We start from the raw sequence: 26,680 nt of genomic DNA, 5'->3' as shown, positions 1-26,680 counted from the left end.
TTTATAATTGGAAAAATGATGAAGAAAATATATATCCTCAGTACAATATGGATGGCTTTCATCGTGGGGGCATGCGATTATAATGATAAGAATTTCGATGGCCTGGATGATATCGTGAAGCCTGCGAATGTGGTAAAAGAGAAATATACCTTGGTTGAAGCGGATTATGCGGCTATCAGTGACAATAGCACGAATAAGAGTATCGCTAAAAAAGAAGGTACCGATAAGGCGTTAGCTGCAGTGAAAACCGATTTGTACCTTAATGAAACGGTTCCCGGCCCGACTTATCTGCCGGCATTTTTGGCGGCTAAGTATTTTACTGCCGATGAAGGTTCGAGTGTGAAAGTAACTTATAGTTACCGGGAAAATAAGTCCGAATTACTTTCAGCCTATTCTTCGATAAAATCCTATAAGGCTGGGAATAAGGATTATCGGGCAGCATACGGAAATGCAAAGTTCGTGCCTTACCTCAATGAGAATACAAAAAATAAAGTGGCCGATCTATTGATCAACGGGTATGAAGAGCCCGAAGAGGGAGATGTTGTTTTAGTCGAATATAGATATAATGCACAAAGTAACAATACTTTGGAGACCCCACAACTTTGGGAGAATTTTGAAGATCTCGGGACGGGTAATTTGACCCGGCTGAAAGATTGGGGATCTGAAAAAGATTGGTTCGTCAGCTCTACAGGAGGCACACAGTGGAAGGTGACTGCTTATAACAACAATCAATACATACAGTATTCTGCTTATAAGACGGAAGGAGAGTGCGAGGCTTGGATGGTTACGCCGGAAATGACGGTCGGTGCTGACGATAAACTGAGTTTTGATGTTTGTGTCGGAAACTGGAATGCCGATTGTCTTACGGTATGGATTTCGGAAGATTTTGACGGCAAGGACGTAAAAAAGGCAACCTGGACTGATATTACTTCTCATTTTACTATTCCGAGTGCACCCGCAAAAGGATACGGTAGTTTCGCTTCTGCCGGTACTTTTCCCCTGGCACAATACGGTGGTAAAAAGGTGTTCGTTGCTTTTAAATATTTAGGCGACGGAGTGAACAAAAAGACTACAACTTATCAGATCGACAACGTGATGATCGGTTCGAAAATTCCGGAAGGAGAGGGATTGAAAGCAGACGTGGCCTTCGATTTGAAGGTGTTCGACGGAAAGAAATGGAATAATGCGGATAAGAATGTACTTGTTTTGTCGGTACAGGACTATAAAGAAATGGGACAAAACCAGTATTGTTTCTCCGAAAAAGTTCCTGCTGCGGATTATTTGCCGAATTATTTGGCAAAGGTAATCGCTTATCCGGTAGATCAGGAAAACCGTGTGGTGGTTTATCGCTACAACAATGGCAAAGAGGTGAAGAATTATAGCGATGAATATACCTATTTCGCTGCGACTGGCAGATGGACGCTGAATACCCGGATTGTCGACCTCACACAACAGTATGTCTTTGCCGGTGGTGTCTGGAAGTTTGATCCGAGTATGACAATCACGCTGGAAGCTGTCAAAGGAAATGCAGAGTCGGCTGCTTTCTATCAGGCTATCGTAGATTATGTCGGAAAGACTTTCGGTTCCGATTACTATCAGACGGGCTATACGAATGCCGAATTTTATTACGGAGCTTCTTCTTATCAGAATAACTTTAGTTTTTATCCTTATTCTTGGAGGGAAAGCAATAAGGCCGGAGCTGCCGCGTATCAGCATCTTTCGGATGAAGAGCTGACTGCACTGATGTTCGAACGTCTGCCGGAAGCGGTTCGGATCGGTTTGGAAGCTATTTACAGTGATGCCGATGTGGTGACGGGCGTCGAAGTGACCTATACCGTCAACTTCTCGATCTATGGGATCAATGGTACGAAAGATACGACGGTGTATACCGTCAAATATGTGGTGACCGGTAAAGCTGAATTCGAATATGTCGAAGATTCTTTGAAAGCAATCGGGTAGAGCATGGCACTTTCAATCATAAAAGACGGGACTCAGCGATGAGCCCCGTTTTTTGTGATTCATTCTGCGGAGTGATGAAGTAACTCAATGGCTTTCGTATATGATTTTATAATCCTGTTTTTTGCCTGCCTGAAACCAGGCCTCCGGAATGACTTTCCAATCGTTGCGGCAACGCGGAGTCAATACTTTCTTTTCTTTAATGTATTCCGTGATATAGTAACGCACATCTTTGTCCCAGATTTTTAGTATCCGTTGATTGATATCCGTTTTTGTCCATCCTACTCCTTGGGTAAGATGCCCGCCTCCTCCGTTTCCCCGGTAGGAATTGATTGCAACGGTGTAAGTGCTGTCGGCATGGAAAGGGCGGCCGTCGCTCAGGGAATGGATTTCTACCCGGTTGCCGGGTTGCCGGCTGACGTCTACTGTGTATTTGATTCCGGCTGCGCATGAATAGTTGAAATAGTCGGCGGCTAATACATAGTGACCTTTGGGGTTGCGAACGATATTTCCCTGTTCATCCTTTTTGAAATTCAACAAATGATCTTGGGCAGAAGTCATGGTGTTATATTGCAGTTGATAAGCATATTCCAGGTAACGGTCGATTTCCTGTCCGGTGAATTTCATCAGGTAAAGTCCGTTTTCATATTTATAGAGATTGAACATGTCCCGGATGGTAATCTCACCTTGGGCGATTTTAGCGTCCATTTGCAGGACAGTACTGAACGAAACGTCTGCCCGGGTTTCCCGGAGTTGGGCATTATGTATGAAGTCGGTAAAAGCCGAAGGCCCGAACAGGCCTTCCCGCCCCGATAATGTTTCGGTAAATTCGCCGATGGGAGTGTCGATATAGGCTTTCACCTGATTCAGGGCCGGTGTGAATTTCCGGAGATAAGCCGTATCCCGTGGGGCTTTCGCCGGATCGATCAATTCGGCGGTATAGGTCTTGTCGTAATGTCCGGCATGCCGGGTCAGGCTGACGGTGATCTTGCCTAAAGCCCGGGCATGCGAACGGGCATCCACGATCAACACTTTATGTCCCGCGTCGTTTGTGATTTCTTCTACCTTTTCCTGATGATCATGGCCCGAGACGATGATATCGAAACCCTCTACTTGCCGGGCCACTAACATCGTGGCATTTTCATTGCGGGGAGTGTCTTTGTTTTCACCGGCATAGTTGTAATTGTAACCGGCATGAAACAGGCCGATCAGCAGGTCGGGGTGTTCTTTTTCCTGAATCAGAGGTACCCATTTCCGGGCCGTCCCGATCATATCTTCGAATTCGATACCGTCCCACAAATGCTGGGGAAGCCATTTGGGAATACCCGGGGTGATCATTCCTAAAACGGCTATTTTGAGTCCCTTGCGGTGGAGTATGGTGTAAGGTTTGAAGTAAGGTGCTCCGGTTCGGGTATCTATTGCATTCGCTGCTAGCCAGGGAAAGTGAAATTCTCCGGCCACTTTATCATAGACCGGATGGCCTGCCTCGATATCGTGATTGCCTACGGCAGCGGCATCGTAACCCAGATCGTTCAGGACCTGGGCGGTAATATTGGTCTGAAGGGTATCGATATAATTGAAATAATAGTTGGAAGGTTGTCCTTGAAGGATATCACCCCCGTCTAATAGAATATACTCCCTGTCACCCGCTTTACGCTCTTCCGAGAGATAACCGGCTACCCCGGCCAGACTGTATAAAGTAGGGCGGTTTTGCTTTAAATCGAAGTCAAAAAGACTACCGTGTACGTCGGTAGTACAGTAAATGGTGAGTGTCGCTTTGTCCGGCTTCCGGGTACAAGAAATAAAAAAACAGACGACCGAACAGATACACCACAGAATGAGAAATAAACGTTTCATGTATAAATCGGATTTGATATTAATGATATGGATAAAAAACATGGCAATGTATAAAAAAAAGTTATACTCCCCCCTTTTTTATTCATTTTTTAGGGCTAAATTGCAGCTCTAAAATCTGAGTTATGAGTGGTGTGTTAAAGAAAGCTTGCTGGCTTTTGCCTGTATTGTTTGTGGTGAGCCCTGTGTTGGCTCAGCAAGGTGGTGGTATACAATCGGCTGCTAATATTGAAAGTCATATCTCTTTCATGTCGGTATTCCGGGGATTACTGGGGATTGTTTCTTTGTTAGCGATCGCCTGGTTGTTCAGTAAAGACCGGAAAGCTATTTCCTGGAAAGTGGTGGGGATCGGTTTGGCGATGCAGTTGGTATTGGCTGTCGGAATTCTTTATGTCCCGGCTGTACAGGCTATCTTTGAATTTTTCGGTAAGATCTTTATCCGTATTCTCGACTTTACGCGGGATGGAAGTATTTTCTTGTTGGGGGATCTGATGGATACCACCAAAGCGGGATATATCTTTGCTTTTCAGGTGTTGCCTACGATTATATTCTTTTCGGCTCTGACCTCCTTATTGTTTTATCTGGGCATTATTCAGAAAGTGGTTTATGCCATGGCTTGGGTGATGACTAAGCTCATGAATATCTCAGGGATGGAATCGTTGTCTGTGGCCGGAAATATCTTTTTGGGACAGACCGAAGCTCCGCTGATGATTAAAGAATATCTCGACGATATGAGCCCTTCCGAGATTTTTCTGGTGATGACCGGAGGAATGGCGACGATAGCCGGAGGAGTATTGGCTGCCTATATCAGTTTTTTAGGTGGGGAAGATCCGGTACAACGGTTGATTTTTGCCAAACATTTACTTGCTGCTTCAGTGATGGCTGCTCCGGGGGCTGTGGTTTTCGCTAAAATGTTGGTACCCCAGACCCGGCAGGTGAATAATAATATTCAGATTTCTAAAAATAAGGTCGGTAAGAATATTTTGGATGCCATATCCAATGGGGCGGCCGAAGGGGTGAAATTGGCTGTCAATGTTGCCGGCATGTTGTTGGTATTTGTGGCTTTTATCGCTTTTGCCAATTATCTGTTTACAAAATTCGGTAGCCTGACAGGAGTAAACGAGTGGATTGCTCAGGTTACTGACGGACGAAGCAAAGAACTGAACTTACAATTTATTCTGGGATATGCGATTTCTCCGTTGATGTGGCTGATCGGTATCGCTCCTCAGGATATGATCCATGCCGGTAGCCTGTTGGGGCAGAAGATCATTATGACCGAATTTATCGGATATGTCGATTTGGCCAACCTCAAAGCTGCCGGAGCTTTTGCTCAGACAAAGTCGGTCATTATGTGTACCTACTTCCTTTGTGGATTCGCAAACTTTGCTTCGATCGGTATCCAAATCGGCGGAATCGGTGGTTTAACTCCCAAAAATAAACCTCTGCTGGCTCAGTTCGGAATGCGGGCATTGTTAGCAGGCACACTCGCTTCTTTATTATCGGCTACTGTTGTCGGAATGATTATCGGTTAAGTTTTTTCTGACCAGATGGGTAGCCCAGAAACTGGGTATCGTACACAGCATGATCCAGACGAAAAAAGCCCGGTAACCGATCGATTCTTCGATCCAACCCGATATCATACCGGGGAGCATCAGGCCTAAAGCCATGAAACCGGTACAGATCGCATAATGGGCGGTTTGGTGTTTGCCGTTGCTGAATAGCATCATAAAATAGGTGAGGGAAGTGAATCCGAAACCATAACCGAATTGTTCGATGGCGACGCAGCCCGATATGATTCCTATACTTTCCGGTCGGGCGAAGGAGAGATACAGATACACGATATTGGGCAGGTTCATGGCAATGGTCATGGTCCATAGGCAGGACTTCAATCCCCGCCGTGCCATAGCGATTCCTCCGACAATTCCTCCGATCGTCAGGGCGATGACGCCGATCGTACCATAGATAAAGCCGACTTCTGCCGTAGATAGGGCAAGCCCTCCGGTAGCCGGAGTATCCAGCAGGAAGGGAGAAGTGATTTTCACCAACTGCGCTTCGGCGAACCGATAGAGCAGGATGAAGATCAGGGCACTGACGATGTGTTTCTTTTGGAAGAAAGAGGTGAAAGTACCTAGAAATTCTTTGAACACTCTTCCGGCAGAGGCTTGTTGAGGTGGAAGGGTACAAGTATCCCGCCGGGGGTGGGGTAAAAACAAATAGTGATAAACGAACAGAAGGGCAAACAGGATTGTCAGCAGGTAAAAAGTCAGCGACCAGGCTTGGGGGATGGCTGCGGTTTCCGGCATCTCCCTGGCGTAGCGTTGTTCGAGCCAGCCGGCGAACATTACCAGTATACCCTGGCCGAAAATAACCGCAAAACGATAAAAAGTATTGCGGATACCGACGAAATAAGCTTGTTTTTTTTCATTTAACCCTAACATATAAAATCCGTCGGCAGCAATATCGTGGGTGGCCGAACTGAATGCCAGCAACCACATGAAGGCCAGGCAATACCGGAAAGCCAGGGGGCCTTGGATCGTCAAGGCGATTCCTGCCAATCCTGCACCGACCAGGATTTGCATGACCACGATCCACCAGCGTTTGGTTTTCAGCAGATCGACCAAAGGGCTCCACAATGGCTTTATCACCCAGGGAAGATTCAAACCACTGGTATAAAGGGCGATATCGGTATTCGACATGCCCATGCGTTTGAATAGAATGACTGCAACGCTCATGACGACGACGTAGGGAAGACCTTGGGCAAAGTATAGAGAAGGCACCCATTGCCAGGGAGAAACCGCTTTGTTTTCTGTTTTCTTATTCATACATTTTTATTAACTCACACCCTTTGAAATAATGTTGTAAAATGGCCTTATAATTATAGCCCCGGGCTCCCATCACTGCGGCTCCTATCTGACAAAGCCCGACTCCATGCCCCCAGCCTGCACCGTGGAAAGTGAATATTCCATCCTGCTTTTCGACGATAAATGCCGAACTATATAGATGGGATTCTGAGAAAGCTTTCCGGATGATCAATTCTTTACCTATGACCAGCGTCTTTTTGTCTCCGGTGATTTTTACACGGATCAATCTGCCCGATACACCTCGCTCGATGGGCTGAATATCCCGGATCGTACCGAAATCGATACCGATTTTCCGATAGACCAATTCCGATAATTGTTCGGCCGGATAGCTGACTTGCCAACGGAAAAAATGCTGGGTTTCCTGGTCATAGTCGTTCAATACCTGTGACAATATTTGCCGGTCGGTTGTATGGCAGAAAGCAGGCGGGAAAGAAAGGATCCACTTCCGGGCTGTCTGTTCATCCCGTAAGTCTCCGGTTTCCAAATCTTCGGGTGCGTCTGTGATCTTATCCAGATAAGGATGTACTACCGGTTCCCAGGTATTGTCGAAGCGTTCGGTGGCTCCTCCGCAGCATTTTGAAAAGCGGGCGTCACAAATGGTTCCTTCGTAGGTAAGTACTTCTCCCCGGGTAGCTTCCAGCGCTTCCCGGACAGCAGGGGTATAGGCTTTACTGATCCCTTGATAACGTTGACAATGATCGTCGGCGCAGACATCGAAATGGGCATGGTCTTCCCGGTCGTACCAGCGAATGTATTCTTCCTGATCCACCCGGCAAGAGCTGTATGTGCCCCGTACTGTTTTGGCTTTATCGATCTGAGCGAGCAGCCAACTCCGGGAAATAACGGCGTGGGCTTTCAGAAATTCTGCTGACGAGGTGGCACGCATTTCAGAAGATATCACACTGAGTAGATAGTCTTCCAGAGAAAGGATATTTATCGCTGTCAGGTGTTTTTGTTCGTCGATGATTTTTAGCTTCCCCTTAAACTTTTGATTTTCCTTACGTTCCCAATGAAATTGAATACCGATGACGACATCGGTTAAATCGAAGTCGGAAGTCGTGTCATCTTCCGGTTCGAACGTCAGAGGTAAAGAAACCGGTTCCCGATGATCTGCCTGACTTAACAGGTAACCGTCCTCTGTTTGCCGGATGTTATATGCTCCGGTATATTTTTTTCCTGTAGTCCGGCAGGTGAAAATTCCGTTCAGCCGGAAACAGATTTCCGGTGAAAACAGGATACCGACTTCCAGTTGTGGGAGGTGTGAATATTTCTGCATAGGCAAGGTTAACTTATAATCGGATTAATTCTTTTTGTATCGCTTCCCAGCTATCCGGGCCGGCGGTTACCTGACTGAACATATCGGTCAATAAACCGGCTGAATATTTCCGGAAATCTTCTTCCCGGGGAGAAATGATCAGGCCGGCCATATCGACACATCCCGGACTGAACAATATTTTCTCCGTTCCCTCTGCATAAAATTGCCGGGGACGGCGTGTGCGGCGGGGAAAAAGACAAACGGTCCATTGACAGTTGTCGAACCAGCCGAGCAGGTTGATCATCGGTTCTTCTTCGAACGGAATGGATCGGCCGATGATTTCCATGGTCTGCCGAAAGAGAACCGAAAGGAGATGGGAGTCGGAAGCTTGTAAAAGGATCACTTCGCGGAGATAGTCCTTTAATATAGAAACCGAATAGTAGTCTTTTTTTACCAGATAACGGCGGAGCTCTTCATTGGCGGCATCTTCTTCCAAAGGCATAAGATGCCGCGGGCACATTTGAAAGTGAAAATGGTCCGGGGCAGAAGCGCCGCAAGTGGGACCGTTATAAAATAAGGTATACCCCTGAAAATCGAAAGTGAGATCCAGCAGGTCTTCAAATCGTCCCCCGATGCATTGAGGTTCATGGTGGCGGGAAGGTACCGTAAAATGACGTTCGAAAATGGGATAGGGATTTATAAAAATAGAATAACGATCGTTGTAACGGATTCCTTTTTGCGCTTCCGGCATATGCTCCCGGCATAGAAAACATTTCCGGTTCTGTAATGTCCGGACATCTATTCTGGCATTGGTAGAAATCATTCTGGCTGGATTATACTGGATCCGGAGACGAAAAAGATCGAATGGAATATCCCGGTAGACGGCTTGTTGCAGATCGGTATAATTTTTTTTAGCCAGTTCGAATTCCTGAAGTTGGCCGTTATAGAGTTGAAGTAAATCTTTACTATTCATGAAATTAAAAATTTATTCCGGTTATTTCCCGGAAATTCGGGCCTGGATTTCCAGGGTCCTGATTTTGTCTTTATAAAAATTATAGTTGTTCAGTTGCTGTATGTCCAGATCGTGATCTGAATTTTCTTCCCAACGCCGGCATAAATACAGGGGATCGTAAATACGGGCGATGAGGTATTTTCGTGAAATGGCCAGGGCGGTTGCATAGTCTTCGCCGTAGCTCACATTCGGAAATTTGATTTGCCTTAACACGGGAGTGTAGAATGCCCGTGGTGCGCCGAGCCCGTTTATGCGCAGGGCATTATTACGCCCGTTGTCTGGAGTCCATTCCCGGTGGGCGATAAGCCCTGGCGGAATTTCTTCCAACTTGAAATCGACCATCTGATAGCTACCGATCACCATGGCACAATTCTCCTGATAGAAGGTGTCGACGATACGTTGTAATACATGACAGTCCTTATACAGATCGTCGCTGTCGAGTTGTATGGCGAATTTACCGCATTCCGGTAATAGGATCGCTTCCGTCCAGCATCCTCCGATGCCTAATTCGGTGGAAGCGGGGATGTGATGAATCAGATTGGGGTACCGCCGGGACAATTCTGTCAGAATCTGACCGGTGCCGTCCGTAGAGTGATTATCTACTACAATGACATTAAAAGAAAAATCAGTTTGTTGCTGCAAGGCCGATTCTACAGCTTCCGCAATGGTACGTTTGCGGTTTCTGACGGGAATAATCACAGAGGCTTCCCGGGCGAAATTCTCCTGTCCGAAGTCTATACGCTGAAATTCGGGAGCTAACCAGGCTCCGATCGCCTGGAGGTGGGCTGTACAAACGGCTTCCATCTCCAACTGCACTTCCCGGTTGGCCGGATCGACATAATCGAACTGTTTTTCACCGGATAACCGCAGATCGGTGGGCTGTACGGTATAAAGGGTTTCCGGTATATGTACGATTTTTCCTAAACGCGAAATACTTAACCTTAATTCGTAGAGAGCTGCAAAACGGTAATCGGTATTCATTTGAGCGACTACTTGCTGAAAACTGTCGTTACGGAATAATAATAGTTGCCCGAAATCAAAATCGTTCCGTATACTTCCGGTTTGATATTCCAAGGTGGGATGGTGTATTTTTTTGCCTTGCCGGATTTCCTGGTAATCACTGTAAAACAGTGCTCCGTCATTACTTTCGGCTATCTGGTACATGCGCCCGATTGCATAAGGATGCAGCTCGATGGGAGAAGTACCGGTATAGAAAAGGATATAATCCGAATCTGCCTGCCTGGCTATTTGTTGTAAAGCAGGGGTGTCGGTAAAAGAAGATACGACAGTCGTTTTTACTGGTTCGGGACTTCGAAAAAGTTCTTTTTGCAGTAAGAAGGTATGAATTGAATACATATTTCCGGAATTTTTCGTTCAAAACTATAAAAAAATAAAAATCAAAACTAATTTTAGGTATATTTGTCCGTTAAATTCATGAATTTAATATGGCAAGTTGCTGATTTAATGGTGAGAGATTGAGGCGGATGGAATAGTAAGTGGATGATAGCCCTGGGTATAGCAGATGCTTAAGGTGTTTAATTAGGCGATGATGATATGTGTATATTATTATTAAAGAAAAAATACACAATTCTTACGGGGCTTTGTCTGGTGTGGGAAATTTTTTTGATGTCCGACAGAGCACTTGCTGAGGATAAAAGAGAAAATAGTCCGATTCTGATTATAAGTTCGTATAATCCGGAAACCTTTCAGACTTCCAACAATATCTCTGAATTTTTGGACGAATATAAATTATTGGGTGGAGATTCTCCTGTATTCATTGAAAATATGAACTGCAAGAGTTTTTCCGAATCGGTGTTATGGAAACAACATATGGCGGATATCCTGGGAAAATATACGGGAGACAAGACGCCGGATATCATATTGTTATTGGGGCAAGAGGCTTGGGCTTCCTATTTATCCCAGGACGATATTCGTTCGAGGGAAATACCTGTTTTATGCGGCATGGTGAGTAAAAACGCTATTTTATTACCTGAAGATACGACAGATTTAAAAAATTGGGAACCCGAAAGTACGAATTTTGAAGAAGCCTTGGGAAAAGACGCTAAGATAGCCGGTTTTGCTTACCACTATGATGTTGCAAAAAATATTCAATTGATAAAAGACCTGTATCCTCAGACTCAGCATATCGCTTTTATTTCCGATAATAGTTACGGAGGGGTGACCATGCAGGCCCATGTGCGGAGAGAGATGCAGCAATTTCCTGAATTCGATCTGATCGTACTCGACGGACGACAGCATACGATTTATACGATTGTAGACCAGATGGCTGTGCTCCCTGTAAATACGGTGGTGTTGGTCGGTACCTGGAGAGTCGATAAAAATGAGAGCTATTTTATGCGGAATGCGACCTATTCGATGATGAGTGCCAATCCGCATATGCCGGCCTTTTCTTTGGCTTCCGTCGGGCTGGGACACTGGGTGATCGGAGGATACAGCCCGCAATACCGGAGTGTTGGAAAAGATCTTGCCCGAAAAGCGGTGGCTATACAAAAAGATGAATTACATTATCGGGGACTGGATTTGATTCCTGATCAATATATCTTCGATTTTAACAAATTAGAAGAATTCAATATTAAAGTCAGTGCCTTGCCGGCAGGCGCAGAACTGATAAACAAAGAGGTGCCGTTTGTAGAAAAATATTATTATCAGATTTTGGCTATCGGGGTGGTCTTTTTCATCCTGATCGGGGCTTTGATTATTACCTGGTATTATTATTGGCGCACCAAACGCCTGAAAGATAAATTATTAAAGTCGGAAGGTGAATTGGTTGCTGCTAAGGAGAGAGCGGAGGAATCGGACCGTCTGAAATCTGCCTTCCTGGCTAATATGAGTCATGAGATCCGAACTCCTTTGAATGCGATCGTTGGATTTTCAAATGTATTGACCAGCGGTGAATACTCCGGGGAGGAACAGAAGACTTTTGTGGAGGTGATACAGACTAACTCCGATTTGTTATTACGTCTGATCGGGGATATATTGGATATTTCCAGGCTGGAAACCGATAAGCTGAGATTTTCTTTTGAAGAATGTGAAATTGTCGGTTTGTGTCAGAAAGTATTGACTACGACTTCTTATGCCAAGAAAGAAAATGTGGAGTATGTCTTTCATCCGATAGTAGATTCGTTTGTCATCGAAACCGATGTGCAGCGATTACAGCAGATATTGATCAATCTGTTGTCGAATGCCAATAAGTTTACTACCGAAGGACAAATCACCCTGGAGTTCCGAATCGATGAGAAAAAACAATTTGTCGAATTCAGTGTGACGGATACGGGTTGCGGTATCCCTTTGGAAAAGCAGGAAAAGGTATTTGAACGCTTTGAAAAATTGAATGAATACGCACAGGGTACCGGTCTGGGGTTGGCTATTTGCCGGATTACCGTCGAGAAATTGGGCGGAAAAATAGGTGTAGACAAAGAATATAAAGCCGGTACACGCTTTGTGTTTACCCATCCGGTGAGACAAAAACGATAAACCTGTTTTTTCCGGTTTGGCCAGAGAACGATCGGTTTTTGTTTCGTCCTCTGATTTTCGCTTTGCTGATCGGTAGTTCCAATGGCCTGATCGGCGAACTTGTGGTTCTGAAAATGCCAGGACAAAATCCTGTTAATCAATCATGTATGACTATTGGTCAAGTCCCAAGGACTACCAAACAGGAGGACGCTAGAACAACACGAACACCGAAGACGAATAGGTAACAGAATAAACCTACGAATTTTCTGTCGTTAGTTTATCGTCCAGGTCGGTGAGTAAGTGTTGGAGGCATCGGTCGATCACCTCATAGTCGAATCCGCGGCTTAATCCGAAGCGGATCAGTTTGGCTTTTCGTTTATAAGGCTCTTCGCCGGCCAGGGATTTCATTTTTTGTTTTAACAGAGTGAGACAGGCTTCCTGATAGGTATCGGTATCCAACGCTTCTAATACTTGGGAAATGAGGTCCGGATCGATTTTTTTACGATGGAGCATAAGGGCTATTTTCTGTTTTCCCCAATGGTTGAACCGGAACTTATCTTCGGCATAGGCTTGGGCATAACGGGCATCGTCGATGAATCGATGCTGATGCAGAAAAGTCATAATCCGGTCGATTTCTTTTTCAGGTATTTCCCATTTGACCAGTTTTTCCTGGATTTCCCAACTGCAATGTTCTTTTTTACTGCAGATAGCGGCCGCTAAGCTTAAGGCTTTCTCTTTATTCATCTCTATCCGATATTAGTTATGCCGATTTCCTGTTTGTGCCGGCTTTTCACTTTTCACCATTCGTTCTTTTCCATAAAAATCTTTTCGTAATTCGATATTCCGGTAGCCATATCGGGTCAGCAGGGCTATCGTTTCCTGGCCGAAGGCTTCGTTGATTTCGAAAAATAAAAGTCCTTGAGGGTGTAAGTGGGTCAGTCCGAATTCTGCTATGGCCCGGTAAAACAGGAGTGGATCTTCGTCGGGGACAAATAAAGCCTGATGAGGTTCATGATCGAGTACTTTGGCTTCCATCGTTCCTTTTTCGCTTTCCCGGATATAGGGGGGATTACTGACGATCAGATCGTAAGTGTCCCAGGAGGCGGTTTGGGGGTGTAGGATGTCGCGGAGAAGGAATTCCGCTTTAACGCCGTTCAGTATTGCATTTTCCCGGGCCAGCTCAATCGCTTCCGGAGAAATATCGACCCCTGTAACGTGAGCTCCTTGACACAACCGGGCCAGGGAAATTCCGATACAACCGCTTCCACTCCCGACGTCGAGCAGGCGGTTACCCGGCTTGAGCCATTCTCCCACCCATCTGACCAATTCTTCGGTTTCCGGACGTGGGATTAAAGTCGAGGGGGACAGTTTGAATCTTAAACCGGCAAACTCGGTTTCTCCGAGGATATACTGTATCGGAGAACCGGATTTCAATAAGCGAACGATTCCGATAAATTTATTTATAAAGCTTTCGTCTAAAATTTCGTTTTTTCTAAGATGGATGTCTATATTTGTATAATGCAAAACATCCATGTAAATGATCTTGCAGATACATTCGATTTCATGTTCGGAATATGAATCTTTTAGTTCCTGCAAAGCGTATTGGGATAAATGATGGATTGTATTCATAATACAAAGATAAAATTATTTGAAAATTGAAAACTGAAAACTTTTCCATTTTTTATATTTTTTATGTCCTGGTTGCAAATTATCATATATGTTTTAATCGCCCTGTATATCCTTACTGTGGCCAGTGTGGTTTTTAATGTGATTCTTGAAAACCGGAATCCGGTGCGAACCTTGGCATGGATTATCGTCCTGGTGACCGTTCCGTTGGTCGGTTTCCTTTTCTATCTCTATTTCGGTGTGAATTACCGGAAAAATAAGATGTTTTCGATGAAAGGCCTGGGCGATATGAAATGGCTCCAGTATATGAGCGAAGATCAGAAACAGCTGATCCGGAAATCGGAGTTTTTGAAAAAGCGGGAGACGGTAGAAGTGCGGAAGCTGATGACTTTATTGTTGAATAATAGTAAAGCTTTATTGACCCGTTATAATCAGGTCGAAATTTTGAATAATGGCGAAGAGACATTTCCGGCTTTATTCGGGGCTTTGAAAAATGCCAAAAAGTTTATCCATTTGGAGTACTATATTATCGGAGAAGGGAGATTGGCTACTGAACTGAAGGAGATTTTACTTCAAAAAGCTGCCGAAGGAGTCGAAATCCGGATCATCTACGATGATGTGGGATCATGGAGCTTGTCCAAGGAGTTTATCCGGGAATTGAGGAAATCCGATATACAGATTTATCCCTTTTTGCCGGTACGTTTCCACCATTTGGCGAATAAAGCCAATTACCGGAACCATCGGAAAATTGCCGTCGTGGATGGAGAAGTGGGATTTGTCGGGGGGCTGAATATCGCCGATCGTTATATGGACGGAGTACCCGGAATAGGCATTTGGAGAGATACCCACCTGAAAGTGACCGGGGAAGTCGTGACTTCGTTGCAGGTGATTTTCCTGATCGACTGGTATTTTGTCCGGCAGGAATTGTTGTTGGATAAGAATGAATACTTGCCCTACCATCAGGCCGATAATAATGTTATCGTGCAGACGGTTACTTCGGGACCGGATAGTGACTGGGCTTCCATTCAGCAGTCTTATTTTACGCTGATCAATATGGCGAAACGATATGTTTTTATTTCGACACCTTATTTTATGCCCGGAGAGACGACATTGAATTCCTTGAAGACGGCTGCGATGAGCGGGGTGGATGTCAGATTGCTGTTGCCTCATAAGTCCGATTCCTGGCTGACACATTGGTGTACCCGTTCGTATGTCGAAGAATTGTTGGAAGCCGGTGTAAAGATTTATTGGTACCAGAAAGGGATCAATCATAGTAAGGTAATTATTGTTGACGGCAGTGTAGCCAGCGTCGGGACGGCTAATATGGATTTGAGAAGTTTTGAGCAGAATTTCGAAGTAAGCCTGATCATTTACGACCGCGAAGTGGTGAAAAAATTAGCGGTAGATTTTATGAAAGATTTGAAAGTCAGTACCGAGGGAGCGATACAAAGATGGAAATTCAGGACGAAACGGGAAAAAGTGTGTGAATCGGTGGCGCGTTTGTTTGCACCGGTACTTTAAAAAAGTAAAAGGCTATAAGTATAAGTGGGAGGGGGGAAAAGAGGAGATATTATATGTTCAGAGTGAATGAAACGAAGTGTATGTTCAGTAGTAAAGAAATTTTAAGGATCTTGGATTGCAAAGCCTGTGAGGTAAAGGACTTTGAGATTACAGAAGTAAGCGTGGATAGCCGGTCGGTGAATAAACCCGAGTCGACTTTATTTTTTGCTTTAAAAGGAATTAATCATGATGGACATGATTATGTAGAAAAATTGTATGAACAGGGGGTAAGGAATTTTGTGGTAACCGAGCTGAGAGCGGATTTTCTTCCTTTGTCCGGGGCTAATTTTTTTGTCGTCGATGAGGTTTTACCGGCACTTCAGCAATTGGCAGCCTGGTATCGCGGTCAAATGAAGGCTGAAGTGGTCGGTATCACCGGGAGTAATGGAAAAACGATCGTCAAAGAATGGTTATATCAGTTATTATCGGATGAACCGGGTATTTATCGCAGTCCCCGTAGTTATAATTCACAGGTCGGAGTCCCTTTGTCTTTGTTGGGTATGGATGTTTCTACCCGTTTGGCCATCATTGAAGCCGGAATCTCTCTGCCGGGAGAGATGGGTAAGTTGCAGGCAATGATCCGGCCTGAGATCGGGATTTTTACGCATTTGGGAGATGCGCATGGAGAGAATTTTGAATCCAGACAACAGAAATTAGCGGAGAAAGCCATATTGTTTCGGGATTGCCGTTGTATTATCGGAAGAGAAGGGGAGGCTTTGGACTATATAGCTAGCCGGTTTCGACCGGATGTAAAAAAAATGATCTGGGGAAGTGGGAAAAATGCAACTGTCCGGGTTGAAGAGAAAGGGAGCACTGCCCATGAACGCCTGGTAGCCGTCGGATATGAGCATGTTGCGTTTACTTTGTCTATACCGTTCCCGGATGAAGCTTCTTTTGAAAATTGTATGAATGCCGTATGTGTTTTATTGCTGGAAGGGATTTCTCCGGCTTTCATCGCCGAACGGGTAGCCCGTTTGCAGCCTTTGGCGATGCGGATGGAAATAAAAGATGGTATAAATCGTTGTGTATTGATCAATGACTACTATAATTCGGATGCCGCTTCGTTTCAGTTGGCATTGAATACCCTGGCTATGCAGGATGCCGGGCGTGAGAAAGTCGTGATTTTGTCTGATTTCGTGGATACGGGAACCGGTGAGAGAGAGTTGTACCGGGAGGTAGCGTTGTTGTTGCGAAAGGCGAAGGTTTCTTTATTTATAGGTATCGGGGAAAAGTTAAGCCGGTATAAACCTTATTTTTTGGTCCCCCGCTGTCGTTTCTACAAGGATACGGATAGTTTCCTGCGCCAAGAGAACAGGGAGCAGTTTAAAGATCAGGTGATTCTGATTAAAGGTGCCCGTAAGTTCCGTTTCGAATACATCGCCGGTTTTTTACAGAAACAGTCCCACGCTACCGTGCTCGAAGTTGATTTCGATGCAATGGTGCATAACCTGAATTATTTCCGTTCTTTGTTGCCCCGGAAGACGATGATCGCTGTTATGGTCAAAGCTTTTTCTTATGGGAGCGGAGCCGGGGAAGTAGCGAGTTTGTTACAATATCAGGGGGTAAATTACCTGATGGTGGCTTTTGCAGATGAAGGAGTAGAGTTAAGAGCTGCCGGAATAACCATACCTATCGGTGTCATGAATCCTGAACCGGAGGCTTTCGATCATATGATCGAATTTAATCTGGAACCGGAGATTTATTCTCTCGAATTACTGGAGGCTTTCGACCGGGCCCTGACCAAACATGGCATAGAAAAATATCCTGTACATTTGAAATTGAATACCGGGATGAATCGTTCCGGCTTGGATCCGGAAGATCTGCCCGCTTTGCTGAAGTTTTTCGAAACGAAACGGAAAGTCATAATCCGTTCCATGTTTTCACATTTGGCCGGGAGTGACGAAGCCCGACACGATGAGTATACGTTGTTCCAGATCAACCGTTTTATTGAAATGACGAAAGAAGTCCAGGCCCGTTTCGATTATCCGATTATCCGGCATATTCTCAACTCCGCCGGAATAGAACGGTTCGGACAGTATGCTTTCGATATGGTCCGTTTGGGTATCGGATTACATGGGATCAGTGCCGTGGGGGCACCGTTATGGCCTGTCAGTAGCTTTAAGACCTATATTGCGGCAGTTCGTCAGGTGAAGGGAGATCAGACGGTAGGATACGGACGGAAGGGTGTATTGGGCCGGGATACCCGTATTGCCGTTATTCCTGTCGGCTATGCGGATGGGCTCGACCGCCACCTGAGCTGCGGAGTCGGTGAAGTATGGATCGGAGGACAAAGAGTTCCCATTGTCGGGAATATCTGCATGGATGCCTGTATGGTGGATATCACCGATACGGACGCACAGGTCGGGGATGAGGTGGAAATATTCGGAAAACATATTTTGGTGACCGAGCTTTCCGATAAATTAGGTACGATCCCCTATGAAATATTGACCAGCGTGTCTCACCGCGTGAAACGAATTTATTTTAAAGATTAAAGCAAAAACCGTCGCCAATTTAATTTTGGCGGCGGTTCTGCTTTTATTGTTTCTGATTTGCATAATGTCGACGGGGACATTCAAACCATGGATCCCATTTATTTATCGGAACCGAAGGTTCGATAATCAGAGTACTGAAAGAGTTCGCTAATCAGGCTTGCCAAACTGCCGATCGGTCTGCACAGGCTTTGGTGGATCCAGTCCTCATTTTATTCCAGTTCCCCGATGTTTTTCTCCAATTCCCCGATCGTAGTCGGTTTGGCGATAATCTTGTGATTTTCGTCGATCAAAAACATCGAAGGAGTAGCGAAAAGATTATAGTCGTTTGCTATTTCACTGTCAAAACTGCCTGCTGCATGGATATTTACCCATTCCAGCGGATATTGAATAGAAAATTTTTCCCAGTCTTCCCTGTTTTCATCGATGGATATGCCGATGAGCTTTATTTGTTGATGGGTGAAAATCTCTTTTTGACATAGTTGAGGTAGAGCTTCCATTAATGATTGGCAATGGCTGCATTGTGTATGCCAGAAAAGAAGCAAGGTGTAGGGAGAGATTTCACTATAGAGATTGACTGGATGGTTATGGATGTCCATTAGTGTGAAGTCGGGAACCTGTTGGCCTATAGCCATTTTGCTGTAACCTTCCAGCCGCCTTTTGACAATATCGCTGTTGCTGCCACATTGTTGTATATAATGGTTTGAAATATGTGCCAATACTTCTTCCATTTGTTGGCTTTCGAAACCGGAGATTAAAAATTGAAGCAGATTTTGTTGTACGATCGGATTCACATTGAGCAAAGGGATCAGATAATCCAGGGCCTGGATACAGTTCGTCTCATTTTCCCGGGGGCTGGCATAGGGTTTTTTATGTAATTGAATGTATTGGAAGATTTTGTCTGTATAAAAAGGAGTATATAGTAAAAGTGTATCCGAGAAATCGATTAACGATAAATACCGATACTTAAAAAGTGAATCCCGCTCCTGCTGTGAAAGGTTTCCCGGAATAATGGGTAACTTTTGATTTTTTATCAGTTTTCCTGCCAGCGTATTCGGGTGCTCCCGGTAGTTCTTATCGATTAATTTATCTCGTTCGAGCTGGAATTTTTTATAATATTCGAGTGCTTTTTGGTAGAACTTATCTTTGTCCGGATAGTTTATCACTACTTGTCCAACCAAACCTAATTTGTGATTGTAAATAGTCTCCGATTTTAAGAAGTCGAAATAAATTTGATTTTCTGTAGAGTGTATCACCTGGGCTGTTGCCTGAGGATTTTGATAATCGAGGGATATTTCGATATCTTCCCGGTTAAAGAGAAAATCCAAAAAGATGGGACCTTTCCCTGAAAATTGAGCATAAGGAGGAAAACCCAGAATAGTTCTCAGTGTTCCGGGAGAAGTAGCCTCCGGTATCTTGAAAGACAAGGTATCTTGTGAGCGTACAGGTAAGGTATCTAAGGCAAATAATGCTCCGTTATAAAACCGTAATAGAATGGGTTGAGAATCGGCCGGTAGATTTTTCACCTCTAATCTGACCCGATAATCTTTGCTCCATCCGGTAAATGGCAAAAGACAAAAAAAGACGATGAATAATTTTAACATACACTTATCGATTTAAAGAACCTGATTTTGTGGGGTATTGTTCAGCCACATTTCGATATTCCTGATTACGATATTCAGCCGGGTTTCAAAAGCTTCCCGGGTGGCGTAGCCCATATGCGGCAACATCAGTAGATTAGGTGCATTAAATAATTCCAGGTTCAGAGGAAGCGGAGGTTCCTGATCGTAGACATCGACGGCTGCTCCGGCTATTTGTCCTTTTTTCAGGGCATTGTAAAGCGCTTCCTGGCTGACGATGGGTCCCCGGGCGGTGTTGATCAGGACAGCATGTGGTTGCATGAGTGCAAATTCGTTTGTCCCGATAAATGCTTTGGTTTCCGGGTTCAAGGGAAGATGTACCGTGATGATATCCGATTGACGCAGAAGGGTATCTTTGTCCACCTGGGTGATATGAGGAAGGGCCTTGGGGCTGCGGTTATAGCCTAAAACCTTGCATCCGAAAGCGTTGGCTAACAGAGCTACCCGTTGGCCAATGGCTCCGAGCCCGACGATACCTACTGTTTTTCCGTGAAGTTCGCTTCCCAGGACTCCCTGCCGGTCTCCGCCGATACGGAGAATGGCATCTCCGCCTACCATTTTTCGGTACACGGCGATCATCATTCCGATCGTTAATTCGGCTACTGCTTCTGTAGAGTAACCGGCGGCATTACAAACCGTGATACCCCGTTTTTTACATTCTTCCAGATCGATATGGTCCACTCCGGTAAAGGCTACAGAGAGCATCCGGAGCTTCGGACAATTTTCAAAGAAATGTTTCCGCAACGGAATATTGCTGACTACGACAACTTCGGCATTTTGGGCCCTTTCGATCAATACCTCTTCATTCTCATTCCGGTCGTGATAAAAAGTGACTGTATGTCCCTGGTTTTTCAGAGTAGCCAGACTTTTGTTTATCGTGCATTCGCACATTCCTAACGATTCGACAAATACGATATTCATACTTACATACTTTTAATGCTGTGTTCTTTCCGGGTAAAACTACAACGTGTTTATCCCAGGTGTTTTGGAGCCTCTAAAATAGTGAATATTTTGATAAAGTACACGGATCGTTTTATTTTGAAAACCAGGAAGACCCTGTATTTTTCTGACAGAAAGAGATACTTTTTAATTTATTTTTCGTACAAGGTTATAAATCAGATAAAATAACTATGAAACGAGAAGATTTATTATCCAAAATCTCTGATCCGTCCAAAGTCTGGGATGTTGTCGTTATCGGAGGAGGTGCAACCGGTTTGGGAGTTGCCGTAGATGCAGTTACAAGAGGGTATAGTGTCGCTTTATTCGAATGGGAAGATTTTGCAAAAGCAACTTCCAGTCGTAGTACCAAGTTGGTGCATGGAGGAGTCCGGTATTTGGCTCAGGGAGATGTTTCATTGGTATTGGAGGCTTTGTACGAAAGAGGATTACTCCAACAGAATGCTCCGCATCTGGTAAAAAATCAATCTTTTCTGATTCCGAATTATCGTTATTGGGATAACTTTCTTTATACAGTCGGACTGACGATATACGATATCCTCGCCGGCCGTCTTAGTCTGGGGCGTTCTAAATATGTATCCAAAAAGAAGACTACGTCTTATTTACCGACGGTCCGGGTGGATGGTTTGAAGGGAGGGGTAGTCTATCATGACGGTCAATTCGACGATTCCCGCCTGGCAGTCAATCTGGCTCAGTCCTGTGTCGAAAATGGCGGATGTCCGATCAACCGTATGAAAGTAACGGCGATATTACACGGATCCGATGGCCGGGCAAGAGGGGTGAAGGTTCAGGATTTGATGAACGGGCAGGAATATGAAGTGAAAGCCAAAGCGGTGATTAATGCGACCGGCATCTTTGTGGATAGCATTATGGAAATGGATGTGCCGACTCACGAGCATATGGTGAAACCGAGCCAAGGGGTACATTTGGTCCTGGATAAGTCGTTTTTGCAAAGTGATTACGCTATCATGATCCCCAAGACCGACGATGGCCGGGTATTGTTTGCCGTGCCCTGGCATGACAAAGTGGTTGTCGGAACGACCGATACTTTACGGGAACATCCGGAATTGGAGCCACAAGCTCTGGAGTCGGAAATCGAATTTATCCTGAATACGGCCGGACGTTACCTGACTCGTAAACCTCAACGGAGCGATGTCCTTTCGGTATTTGCCGGATTACGTCCATTAGCGGCTCCCAAAAAGGAAGGTAAAAGTACGAAAGAAATTTCCCGGAGTCATAAGATTTTTGTTTCTGAAAATAAGCTGATTACCATCACCGGAGGGAAATGGACCACCTATCGGAGAATGGCTGAAGATACGGTGGATAAGGCGATTGAATTGAATCTGCTGGAAAAAAAAGAATGTGTGACAAAAAAATTCCGGATTCATGGTTATCAATTAAATCCGGATCTCAATAATCATTTGTATATTTATGGCTCGGATATTCAGGCGATCAAAACCTTGATGCAGTCCGATCCGGCTATGGCCGAAAAACTGCATCCCAAATATGATTACACTGTGGCCGAGGTGGTATGGGCGGTTCGGGAAGAGATGGCATTGAATGTTGAGGATATACTGGCCAGGCGTGTCAGGTTATTGTTCCTGGATGCCCGGGTGGCTGCCGAAGTTGCCCCTAAAGTGGCCAGGATCGTTGCCAAAGAATTGGGATACGATCAGGCCTGGATCGATGGGCAGGTAAAAGAGTTTACCGATTTGTCCGGACACTATATTTTAGAGTAAAACGTATATTTAAAAGTTACAGCGGTTTTAAAGGCGGCAAGGGGTTCAGGAGTTAAGTTAACCGCTGTAACCCTTGTAACTGAAAAAAGTATATTTTAATTATTCAGGAATGTCAGAACAGTATATTTTATCGCTCGATCAGGGAACCAGTAGTTCCCGGGCAATTGTTTTCGACCACGATGGTGAAATCAAAGCTGTGGCTCAGCAAGAATTCCGGCAGATATTTCCTCAGTCGGGATGGGTGGAACATCATCCGCAGGAAATCTGGACCTCCCAGGCTTCTGTGATTGCCGGGGCTATTGCTTCGGCCGGTATTAACGGATTGGACATCGCTGCCATCGGGATTACAAATCAGCGGGAGACGACGATTGTATGGGATCGGGAGACCGGACAACCGGTTTATAATGCTATCGTCTGGCAAGACCGCCGTACGGCTTCATACTGTGATGCTTTGAAGGCTGAGGGGAAAACCGAATTTATCCGGGAGAAGACCGGATTGATCATAGACGCTTATTTCAGTGCCACTAAAGTCAAATGGATTCTGGATCATGTCGAGGGGGCAAGGGAAAAAGCCGAAGCCGGAAAGCTTATTTTTGGAACGGTGGATTCCTGGCTGGTCTGGAAATTGACCCGTGGGGAAGTGCATATTACGGACGTCACCAATGCTTCCCGTACGATGCTTTATAATATCCATCGGCTGGCCTGGGATCCGGAATTATTGGAACTGTTCGGTATTCCTGCCGCGATGTTACCTGAAGTCAAGACTTCCAGCGAAATATATGGACACACGAAAACGACCCTCTTTGCCCATAAAATACCGATTGCAGGCATTGCCGGGGATCAGCAGGCAGCCTTGTTCGGTCAGATGTGTACCGAACCCGGAATGGTAAAGAATACTTATGGAACGGGGTGTTTCCTCTTGATGAATAGTGGTGATAAACCGGTTGTCTCGAAGAATAATCTGCTGGCGACCATTGCCTGGAAAATCGGAGAAGAAGTGACTTATGCCCTCGAAGGAAGCATTTTTGTCGGCGGGGCGATCGTTCAGTGGTTGAGGGATGGTTTAGGGATTATCCGCTCTTCGGGCGAGGTGGAGACTTTGGCACATAGTGTGCCGGATGCCGGTGGGGTTTATTTTGTACCGGCATTGACAGGCTTGGCCGCTCCCTATTGGAATCAGGATGTCCGGGGAGCTATTTCGGGTATTAGCCGTGGAACGACAGCCGCCCATATTGCCAGGGCTGCCTTGGAGGGAATCGCTTTTCAAACCATGGATGTGGTCAATGCCATGATCCGGGATGCCGGTATCGAATTGAAAGAATTGCGGGTGGATGGAGGAGCTGCTGCGAATAATGTGTTGATGCAGTTTCAGGCCGATATTTTGAATACCACGGTCATACGACCCAAGATCATCGAGACCACAGCCCTGGGGGCTGCTTATCTGGCCGGTTTGGCGGTAGGTTATTGGAGCGATATTCATGAAATCCGTCAACATTGGCATAAAGAAAAGGAATTTATTCCTTCCGGAGAACAACAGAAAATGGAAGAACTGAAAGAGGGATGGAGAGATGCTGTCGATCGGGTGCTTGAACGATAATTGTATATTGGCTTGCTATGACGATTTCTTTATTCACAAAATGTCTGTTCGAATTTATCGGTACTGCTTTGCTGATCCTGCTGGGAGACGGAGTGGTGGCCAGTTCATTACTGAAGCATTCCAAAGGTTTCGGCGGAGGCTGGGTGGTGATTACTTTTGCCTGGGGATTTGCCGTCATGTGCGGGGCATTTGTGGCCGCTCCCTACTCGGGAGCTCACCTGAATCCGGCTTTGTCTATCGGTTTGGCGTTGGCTCATACTTTTCCCTGGGCTTATGTACCTGCCTATATTATAGCGCAATTGGCCGGTGGATTTTTGGGAGCTGTTCTGGTCTATGTTTTCTATAAAGATCATTACGATGCAACAGAAGATCCCGATGTGAAATTAGGTACTTTCTGTACGATGCCTGCAATCAGGAATATCCCCCGTAATCTGATCTGTGAGGTCATCGGTACTTTTGTGTTGGTTTTTGTCATTTTGTGTCTGGCTATCGATGGGAATACGCCTGAGGTCGGATTGGGATCTGTGGGATTGTTTCCGGTGACTTTCCTGATTGTCGCTATCGGTATGTCTTTAGGAGGAGCTACCGGTTATGCTATCAATCCGGCCCGGGATTTGCCTCCCCGTTTCGCTCATTTTGTTTTACCGATCCGGGGTAAAGGGAGTAGTGGATGGGGATATAGTTGGGTCCCGGTTTTGGGTCCTATCCTGGGGGCCTGTCTGGCTGCCGGGTGTTATAAAATAATTTTTCCTTGACTTCCAAATCCTATTCTGAGTAATTATTTTTACCTTTGTTAGCTCATTTGGTGTAATATAAGGTGAAGTGTCTGAATGTTCAGCCCTTTTATACGAATTTAAAAACTGGAATGGAAAAGATCATGTCATTGTCTGAAAGACATCAAAAGATTTTAGAATTATTAAAAGTAAACGGAATCGTTTCAGTAAATAGTCTTAGCCGGCAATTGAATGTTTCTTCGGTGACGATCCGGAAAGACTTGGGATTACTGGAAGAAAAGAAATTACTATATCGTTCACACGGAGGAGCTATTCAGATCGATCCCTATATAGCCAACCGGCATGTGCAGGAAAAAGAAAAACAGTTTCCGGAAGAAAAGAAAAGGATTGGTATGAAGGCTGCCGAAATGCTGACTCCCAATGACGCTATCATTATTGCTTCCGGTACTACGGTATTGGCTTTTGCCCGCTGTATACCTCCGGAGGCTCAGCTGACCGTACTGACTTCTGCGATGAACGTTGCCATGGCTCTCCTGAATTGTCAGCAGGTGGAAGTGATTCAGTTGGGCGGTATTGTCCGGCATACCTCTTCGTCGGTTACCGGAGAATATGCTTTGCGGATGTTGGAGAATTTTTCCGGGACGAAGCTTTTTCTGGGGGTAGATGGAATCGATTTAAAATATGGACTGACTACCACGAATTTTATGGAAGCCAGTGTAAATCGTGCGATGATCGATGCGGCGCAAAAGATTATTGTCCTGACCGACTCTTCTAAATTCGGCCGGCGGGGGTTTGGAAAGATCTGCGAACTGGATGCTGTCGACCAGATTATCACCGATTCCGGCGTATCTCCCAAAGTGGTCCGGGAATTAGAGGAGTTGGGGATTAAGGTGTCGATCGTCTAAGGAGCTTTATTTTTTATGTCGAAGATACAAGTGATTTATTCCAATACAAACGGCAATGCCTCTGCTTTCGCGTGGACGATTTCGGGCCGGTAATTGAATTCTTCGTAGGAAAAAGCAGTTAGTTCTTCTTTAGTCGTCAGGCGATTTTGAAGGATATAGCGGGTCATGGCACCACGACACATTTTGGCATATACGACAATGGTTTTCAATTTGTCTTCTTCACGAATGAAAAATTGAGGTTCCAGGACTTTCACTTCCCGTCTGACCCGTTTCCAGTCGAACAGACGGGTCATTTCCTCTGTGGCAAGATGCACCAAGCAGCCATCGTCCTGCTTTACTGAATCGATCAGCACATCGGTCAAACGTGGTTTCCAAAAATCGAACATGTTCCGGTTGTCGTTGTTCGGTAACTTTACGTTACCCTCTAAACGGTAGTTTTTGATCCGGTCCATAGGCCGGAGCAGGCCATATAAAAAGGAGCAAATCCACAGATGGTTGTTGGCGTAGGCATAATCGGCTTCTGTAAATTCCCAGGCGCGGAGGTGGCGATAGACTATGCCGTTGTATGACAACACGGCAGGCCCGCTGTCGTCGGAATCGAAAAAAGACAGATAACGTAGTTTATTCAGGATAGCCAGGCGTGGATTACATTTCAGGGCTTTCCCCAATTCCGCTTCCGTGAAGGCCGCTAATTGGAGTGCATGGCGTTCGGCTTCTTCCAGAAACTTCGGCTTTGTCAGGATTGACGGTGAAAGCTCAGGCCTTGTCGTCATGTTTTTGGCACAAGCGAGTAATATCTGCATGGTCTTGTTTTTAGAACTTATACAAAAGTAATAAAATAATCAGGAAACAATAGGCTGTTTTTCCGGGTATTTCAACGTGAGGCCATTCGGTAGATGGCTTTTCGTTTCGGGGAGTAATTGGGATATGGTGTTTCATTTGTTTTCGTTTTGATTGAAAATACTTTCGTTTTTCTTTTGAAATGTTTTGAATTGTTTGTTTCTTTGTAGGTGAAAATATA

The 26,680-nt window shown here is 45.2% G+C and carries 19 protein-coding genes; 9 read left to right on the top strand and 10 right to left on the bottom strand.

The window, feature by feature from the left end; all coding sequences use genetic code 11:
• Nucleotides 1-18: 18 nt before the first annotated feature.
• Nucleotides 19-1,959 carry a choice-of-anchor J domain-containing protein gene (locus WS34_RS02640; RefSeq protein WP_046403022.1) on the top strand — a complete coding sequence of 647 codons (1,941 nt, stop codon included), beginning with the start codon at nt 19-21 and terminating at the stop codon, nt 1,957-1,959.
• 84 nt (nt 1,960-2,043) lie between these two features.
• Here the strand turns inward: WS34_RS02640 and WS34_RS02635 are convergent, their stop codons facing one another.
• Nucleotides 2,044-3,813, bottom strand: a complete 1,770-nt coding sequence (locus WS34_RS02635) for a bifunctional metallophosphatase/5'-nucleotidase (protein WP_046403020.1) — start codon at nt 3,811-3,813, stop codon at nt 2,044-2,046.
• A gap of 122 nt (nt 3,814-3,935) precedes the next feature.
• On the opposite strand from WS34_RS02635, the gene WS34_RS02630 reads away from it, so the two are divergent.
• Nucleotides 3,936-5,342 carry a NupC/NupG family nucleoside CNT transporter gene (locus WS34_RS02630; RefSeq protein WP_013613444.1) on the top strand — a complete coding sequence of 469 codons (1,407 nt, stop codon included), beginning with the start codon at nt 3,936-3,938 and terminating at the stop codon, nt 5,340-5,342.
• Here WS34_RS02630 and WS34_RS02625 read toward each other — a convergent pair.
• The 4 genes from WS34_RS02625 to WS34_RS02610 are packed head-to-tail and all read right to left on the bottom strand — an operon-like array spanning nt 5,307 to nt 10,294.
• Entirely contained in the window at nt 5,307-6,632 is a 1,326-nt protein-coding gene (locus tag WS34_RS02625; RefSeq protein ID WP_046402982.1) for an MFS transporter, read from the bottom strand. The two genes, WS34_RS02630 and WS34_RS02625, sit on opposite strands and share 36 nt — an antisense overlap.
• Nucleotides 6,625-7,947 carry a SpoIID/LytB domain-containing protein gene (locus WS34_RS02620; RefSeq protein WP_013613446.1) on the bottom strand — a complete coding sequence of 441 codons (1,323 nt, stop codon included), beginning with the start codon at nt 7,945-7,947 and terminating at the stop codon, nt 6,625-6,627. The genes WS34_RS02625 and WS34_RS02620 overlap by 8 nt, the downstream gene beginning before the upstream one ends.
• 13 nt (nt 7,948-7,960) lie before the next feature.
• Nucleotides 7,961-8,899, bottom strand: coding sequence for a DUF4922 domain-containing protein (locus WS34_RS02615; protein WP_022159846.1), 939 nt, complete (start codon nt 8,897-8,899; stop codon nt 7,961-7,963).
• A 21-nt stretch (nt 8,900-8,920) separates the two neighbouring features.
• Nucleotides 8,921-10,294 (bottom strand): glycosyltransferase family 2 protein, encoded by a 1,374-nt coding sequence (locus tag WS34_RS02610; RefSeq protein ID WP_046402979.1) that lies wholly within the window; start codon nt 10,292-10,294, stop codon nt 8,921-8,923.
• Nucleotides 10,295-10,492: 198 nt separating this feature from the next.
• On the opposite strand from WS34_RS02610, the gene WS34_RS02605 reads away from it, so the two are divergent.
• On the top strand, nt 10,493-12,433 hold the full coding sequence (locus tag WS34_RS02605; RefSeq protein WP_022159844.1) for a sensor histidine kinase: 1,941 nt from the start codon (nt 10,493-10,495) through the stop codon (nt 12,431-12,433).
• 234 nt (nt 12,434-12,667) lie between these two features.
• On the opposite strand, the gene WS34_RS02600 is transcribed toward WS34_RS02605, so the two are convergent.
• Together WS34_RS02600 and prmC are read right to left on the bottom strand one after the other, a co-directional pair.
• On the bottom strand, nt 12,668-13,156 hold the full coding sequence (locus WS34_RS02600) for a regulatory protein RecX (protein ID WP_022159843.1): 489 nt from the start codon (nt 13,154-13,156) through the stop codon (nt 12,668-12,670).
• Nucleotides 13,157-13,168: 12 nt separating this feature from the next.
• Nucleotides 13,169-14,041: a peptide chain release factor N(5)-glutamine methyltransferase gene (gene prmC, locus WS34_RS02595; protein ID WP_022159842.1), complete on the bottom strand. Its 873-nt coding sequence runs from the start codon at nt 14,039-14,041 to the stop codon at nt 13,169-13,171.
• 63 nt (nt 14,042-14,104) lie between these two features.
• On the opposite strand from prmC, the gene cls reads away from it, so the two are divergent.
• On the top strand, nt 14,105-15,559 hold the full coding sequence (gene cls, locus WS34_RS02590; RefSeq protein ID WP_013613451.1) for a cardiolipin synthase: 1,455 nt from the start codon (nt 14,105-14,107) through the stop codon (nt 15,557-15,559).
• A gap of 53 nt (nt 15,560-15,612) precedes the next feature.
• Nucleotides 15,613-18,090 carry a bifunctional UDP-N-acetylmuramoyl-tripeptide:D-alanyl-D-alanine ligase/alanine racemase gene (locus tag WS34_RS02585; protein ID WP_286693607.1) on the top strand — a complete coding sequence of 826 codons (2,478 nt, stop codon included), beginning with the start codon at nt 15,613-15,615 and terminating at the stop codon, nt 18,088-18,090.
• Nucleotides 18,091-18,299: 209 nt separating this feature from the next.
• Here the strand turns inward: WS34_RS02585 and WS34_RS02580 are convergent, their stop codons facing one another.
• Together WS34_RS02580 and WS34_RS02575 are read right to left on the bottom strand one after the other, a co-directional pair.
• On the bottom strand, nt 18,300-19,691 hold the full coding sequence (locus tag WS34_RS02580; protein ID WP_046402321.1) for a TlpA family protein disulfide reductase: 1,392 nt from the start codon (nt 19,689-19,691) through the stop codon (nt 18,300-18,302).
• A 12-nt stretch (nt 19,692-19,703) separates the two neighbouring features.
• Nucleotides 19,704-20,648, bottom strand: a complete 945-nt coding sequence (locus WS34_RS02575; protein ID WP_022160615.1) for a 2-hydroxyacid dehydrogenase — start codon at nt 20,646-20,648, stop codon at nt 19,704-19,706.
• Between the two features lie 209 nt (nt 20,649-20,857).
• On the opposite strand from WS34_RS02575, the gene WS34_RS02570 reads away from it, so the two are divergent.
• The 4 genes from WS34_RS02570 (at nt 20,858) to WS34_RS02555 (ending at nt 25,659) form a co-directional block, all read left to right on the top strand.
• Nucleotides 20,858-22,423 (top strand): glycerol-3-phosphate dehydrogenase/oxidase, encoded by a 1,566-nt coding sequence (locus WS34_RS02570; protein ID WP_046402977.1) that lies wholly within the window; start codon nt 20,858-20,860, stop codon nt 22,421-22,423.
• Between the two features lie 109 nt (nt 22,424-22,532).
• Nucleotides 22,533-24,020, top strand: a complete 1,488-nt coding sequence (glpK, locus tag WS34_RS02565; RefSeq protein ID WP_046402975.1) for a glycerol kinase GlpK — start codon at nt 22,533-22,535, stop codon at nt 24,018-24,020.
• A 17-nt stretch (nt 24,021-24,037) separates the two neighbouring features.
• Nucleotides 24,038-24,775 (top strand): MIP/aquaporin family protein, encoded by a 738-nt coding sequence (locus WS34_RS02560; RefSeq protein ID WP_022160619.1) that lies wholly within the window; start codon nt 24,038-24,040, stop codon nt 24,773-24,775.
• Nucleotides 24,776-24,885: 110 nt separating this feature from the next.
• Nucleotides 24,886-25,659, top strand: coding sequence for a DeoR/GlpR family DNA-binding transcription regulator (locus WS34_RS02555; RefSeq protein ID WP_013613471.1), 774 nt, complete (start codon nt 24,886-24,888; stop codon nt 25,657-25,659).
• Nucleotides 25,660-25,694: 35 nt separating this feature from the next.
• Here WS34_RS02555 and WS34_RS02550 read toward each other — a convergent pair whose 3' ends face one another.
• On the bottom strand, nt 25,695-26,462 hold the full coding sequence (locus WS34_RS02550; RefSeq protein ID WP_013613472.1) for a YaaA family protein: 768 nt from the start codon (nt 26,460-26,462) through the stop codon (nt 25,695-25,697).
• Between the last annotated feature and the right edge of the window lie 218 nt (nt 26,463-26,680).

The organism is Odoribacter sp. N15.MGS-14 (assembly GCF_000980245.1).
Lineage (GTDB): Bacteria > Bacteroidota > Bacteroidia > Bacteroidales > Marinifilaceae > Odoribacter > Odoribacter splanchnicus.
This window is presented reverse-complemented; position numbering and strand designations above follow the sequence as displayed.

Coding starts and splice junctions, on each gene's coding strand:
- WS34_RS02640 (WP_046403022.1), top strand. CDS start 19: ATGAAGAAAATATATATCCTCAGTACAATATGGATGGCTTTCATCGTG.
- prmC (WP_022159842.1), bottom strand. CDS start 14,041: ATGAATACAATCCATCATTTATCCCAATACGCTTTGCAGGAACTAAAA.
- WS34_RS02605 (WP_022159844.1), top strand. CDS start 10,493: ATGTGTATATTATTATTAAAGAAAAAATACACAATTCTTACGGGGCTT.
- WS34_RS02635 (WP_046403020.1), bottom strand. CDS start 3,813: ATGAAACGTTTATTTCTCATTCTGTGGTGTATCTGTTCGGTCGTCTGT.
- WS34_RS02600 (WP_022159843.1), bottom strand. CDS start 13,156: ATGAATAAAGAGAAAGCCTTAAGCTTAGCGGCCGCTATCTGCAGTAAA.
- WS34_RS02570 (WP_046402977.1), top strand. CDS start 20,858: ATGAAACGAGAAGATTTATTATCCAAAATCTCTGATCCGTCCAAAGTC.
- WS34_RS02575 (WP_022160615.1), bottom strand. CDS start 20,648: ATGAATATCGTATTTGTCGAATCGTTAGGAATGTGCGAATGCACGATA.
- cls (WP_013613451.1), top strand. CDS start 14,105: ATGTCCTGGTTGCAAATTATCATATATGTTTTAATCGCCCTGTATATC.
- WS34_RS02585 (WP_286693607.1), top strand. CDS start 15,613: ATGTTCAGAGTGAATGAAACGAAGTGTATGTTCAGTAGTAAAGAAATT.
- WS34_RS02625 (WP_046402982.1), bottom strand. CDS start 6,632: ATGAATAAGAAAACAGAAAACAAAGCGGTTTCTCCCTGGCAATGGGTG.
- glpK (WP_046402975.1), top strand. CDS start 22,533: ATGTCAGAACAGTATATTTTATCGCTCGATCAGGGAACCAGTAGTTCC.
- WS34_RS02630 (WP_013613444.1), top strand. CDS start 3,936: ATGAGTGGTGTGTTAAAGAAAGCTTGCTGGCTTTTGCCTGTATTGTTT.
- WS34_RS02580 (WP_046402321.1), bottom strand. CDS start 19,691: ATGTTAAAATTATTCATCGTCTTTTTTTGTCTTTTGCCATTTACCGGA.
- WS34_RS02610 (WP_046402979.1), bottom strand. CDS start 10,294: ATGTATTCAATTCATACCTTCTTACTGCAAAAAGAACTTTTTCGAAGT.
- WS34_RS02620 (WP_013613446.1), bottom strand. CDS start 7,947: ATGCAGAAATATTCACACCTCCCACAACTGGAAGTCGGTATCCTGTTT.
- WS34_RS02615 (WP_022159846.1), bottom strand. CDS start 8,899: ATGAATAGTAAAGATTTACTTCAACTCTATAACGGCCAACTTCAGGAA.
- WS34_RS02555 (WP_013613471.1), top strand. CDS start 24,886: ATGGAAAAGATCATGTCATTGTCTGAAAGACATCAAAAGATTTTAGAA.
- WS34_RS02560 (WP_022160619.1), top strand. CDS start 24,038: ATGACGATTTCTTTATTCACAAAATGTCTGTTCGAATTTATCGGTACT.
- WS34_RS02550 (WP_013613472.1), bottom strand. CDS start 26,462: ATGCAGATATTACTCGCTTGTGCCAAAAACATGACGACAAGGCCTGAG.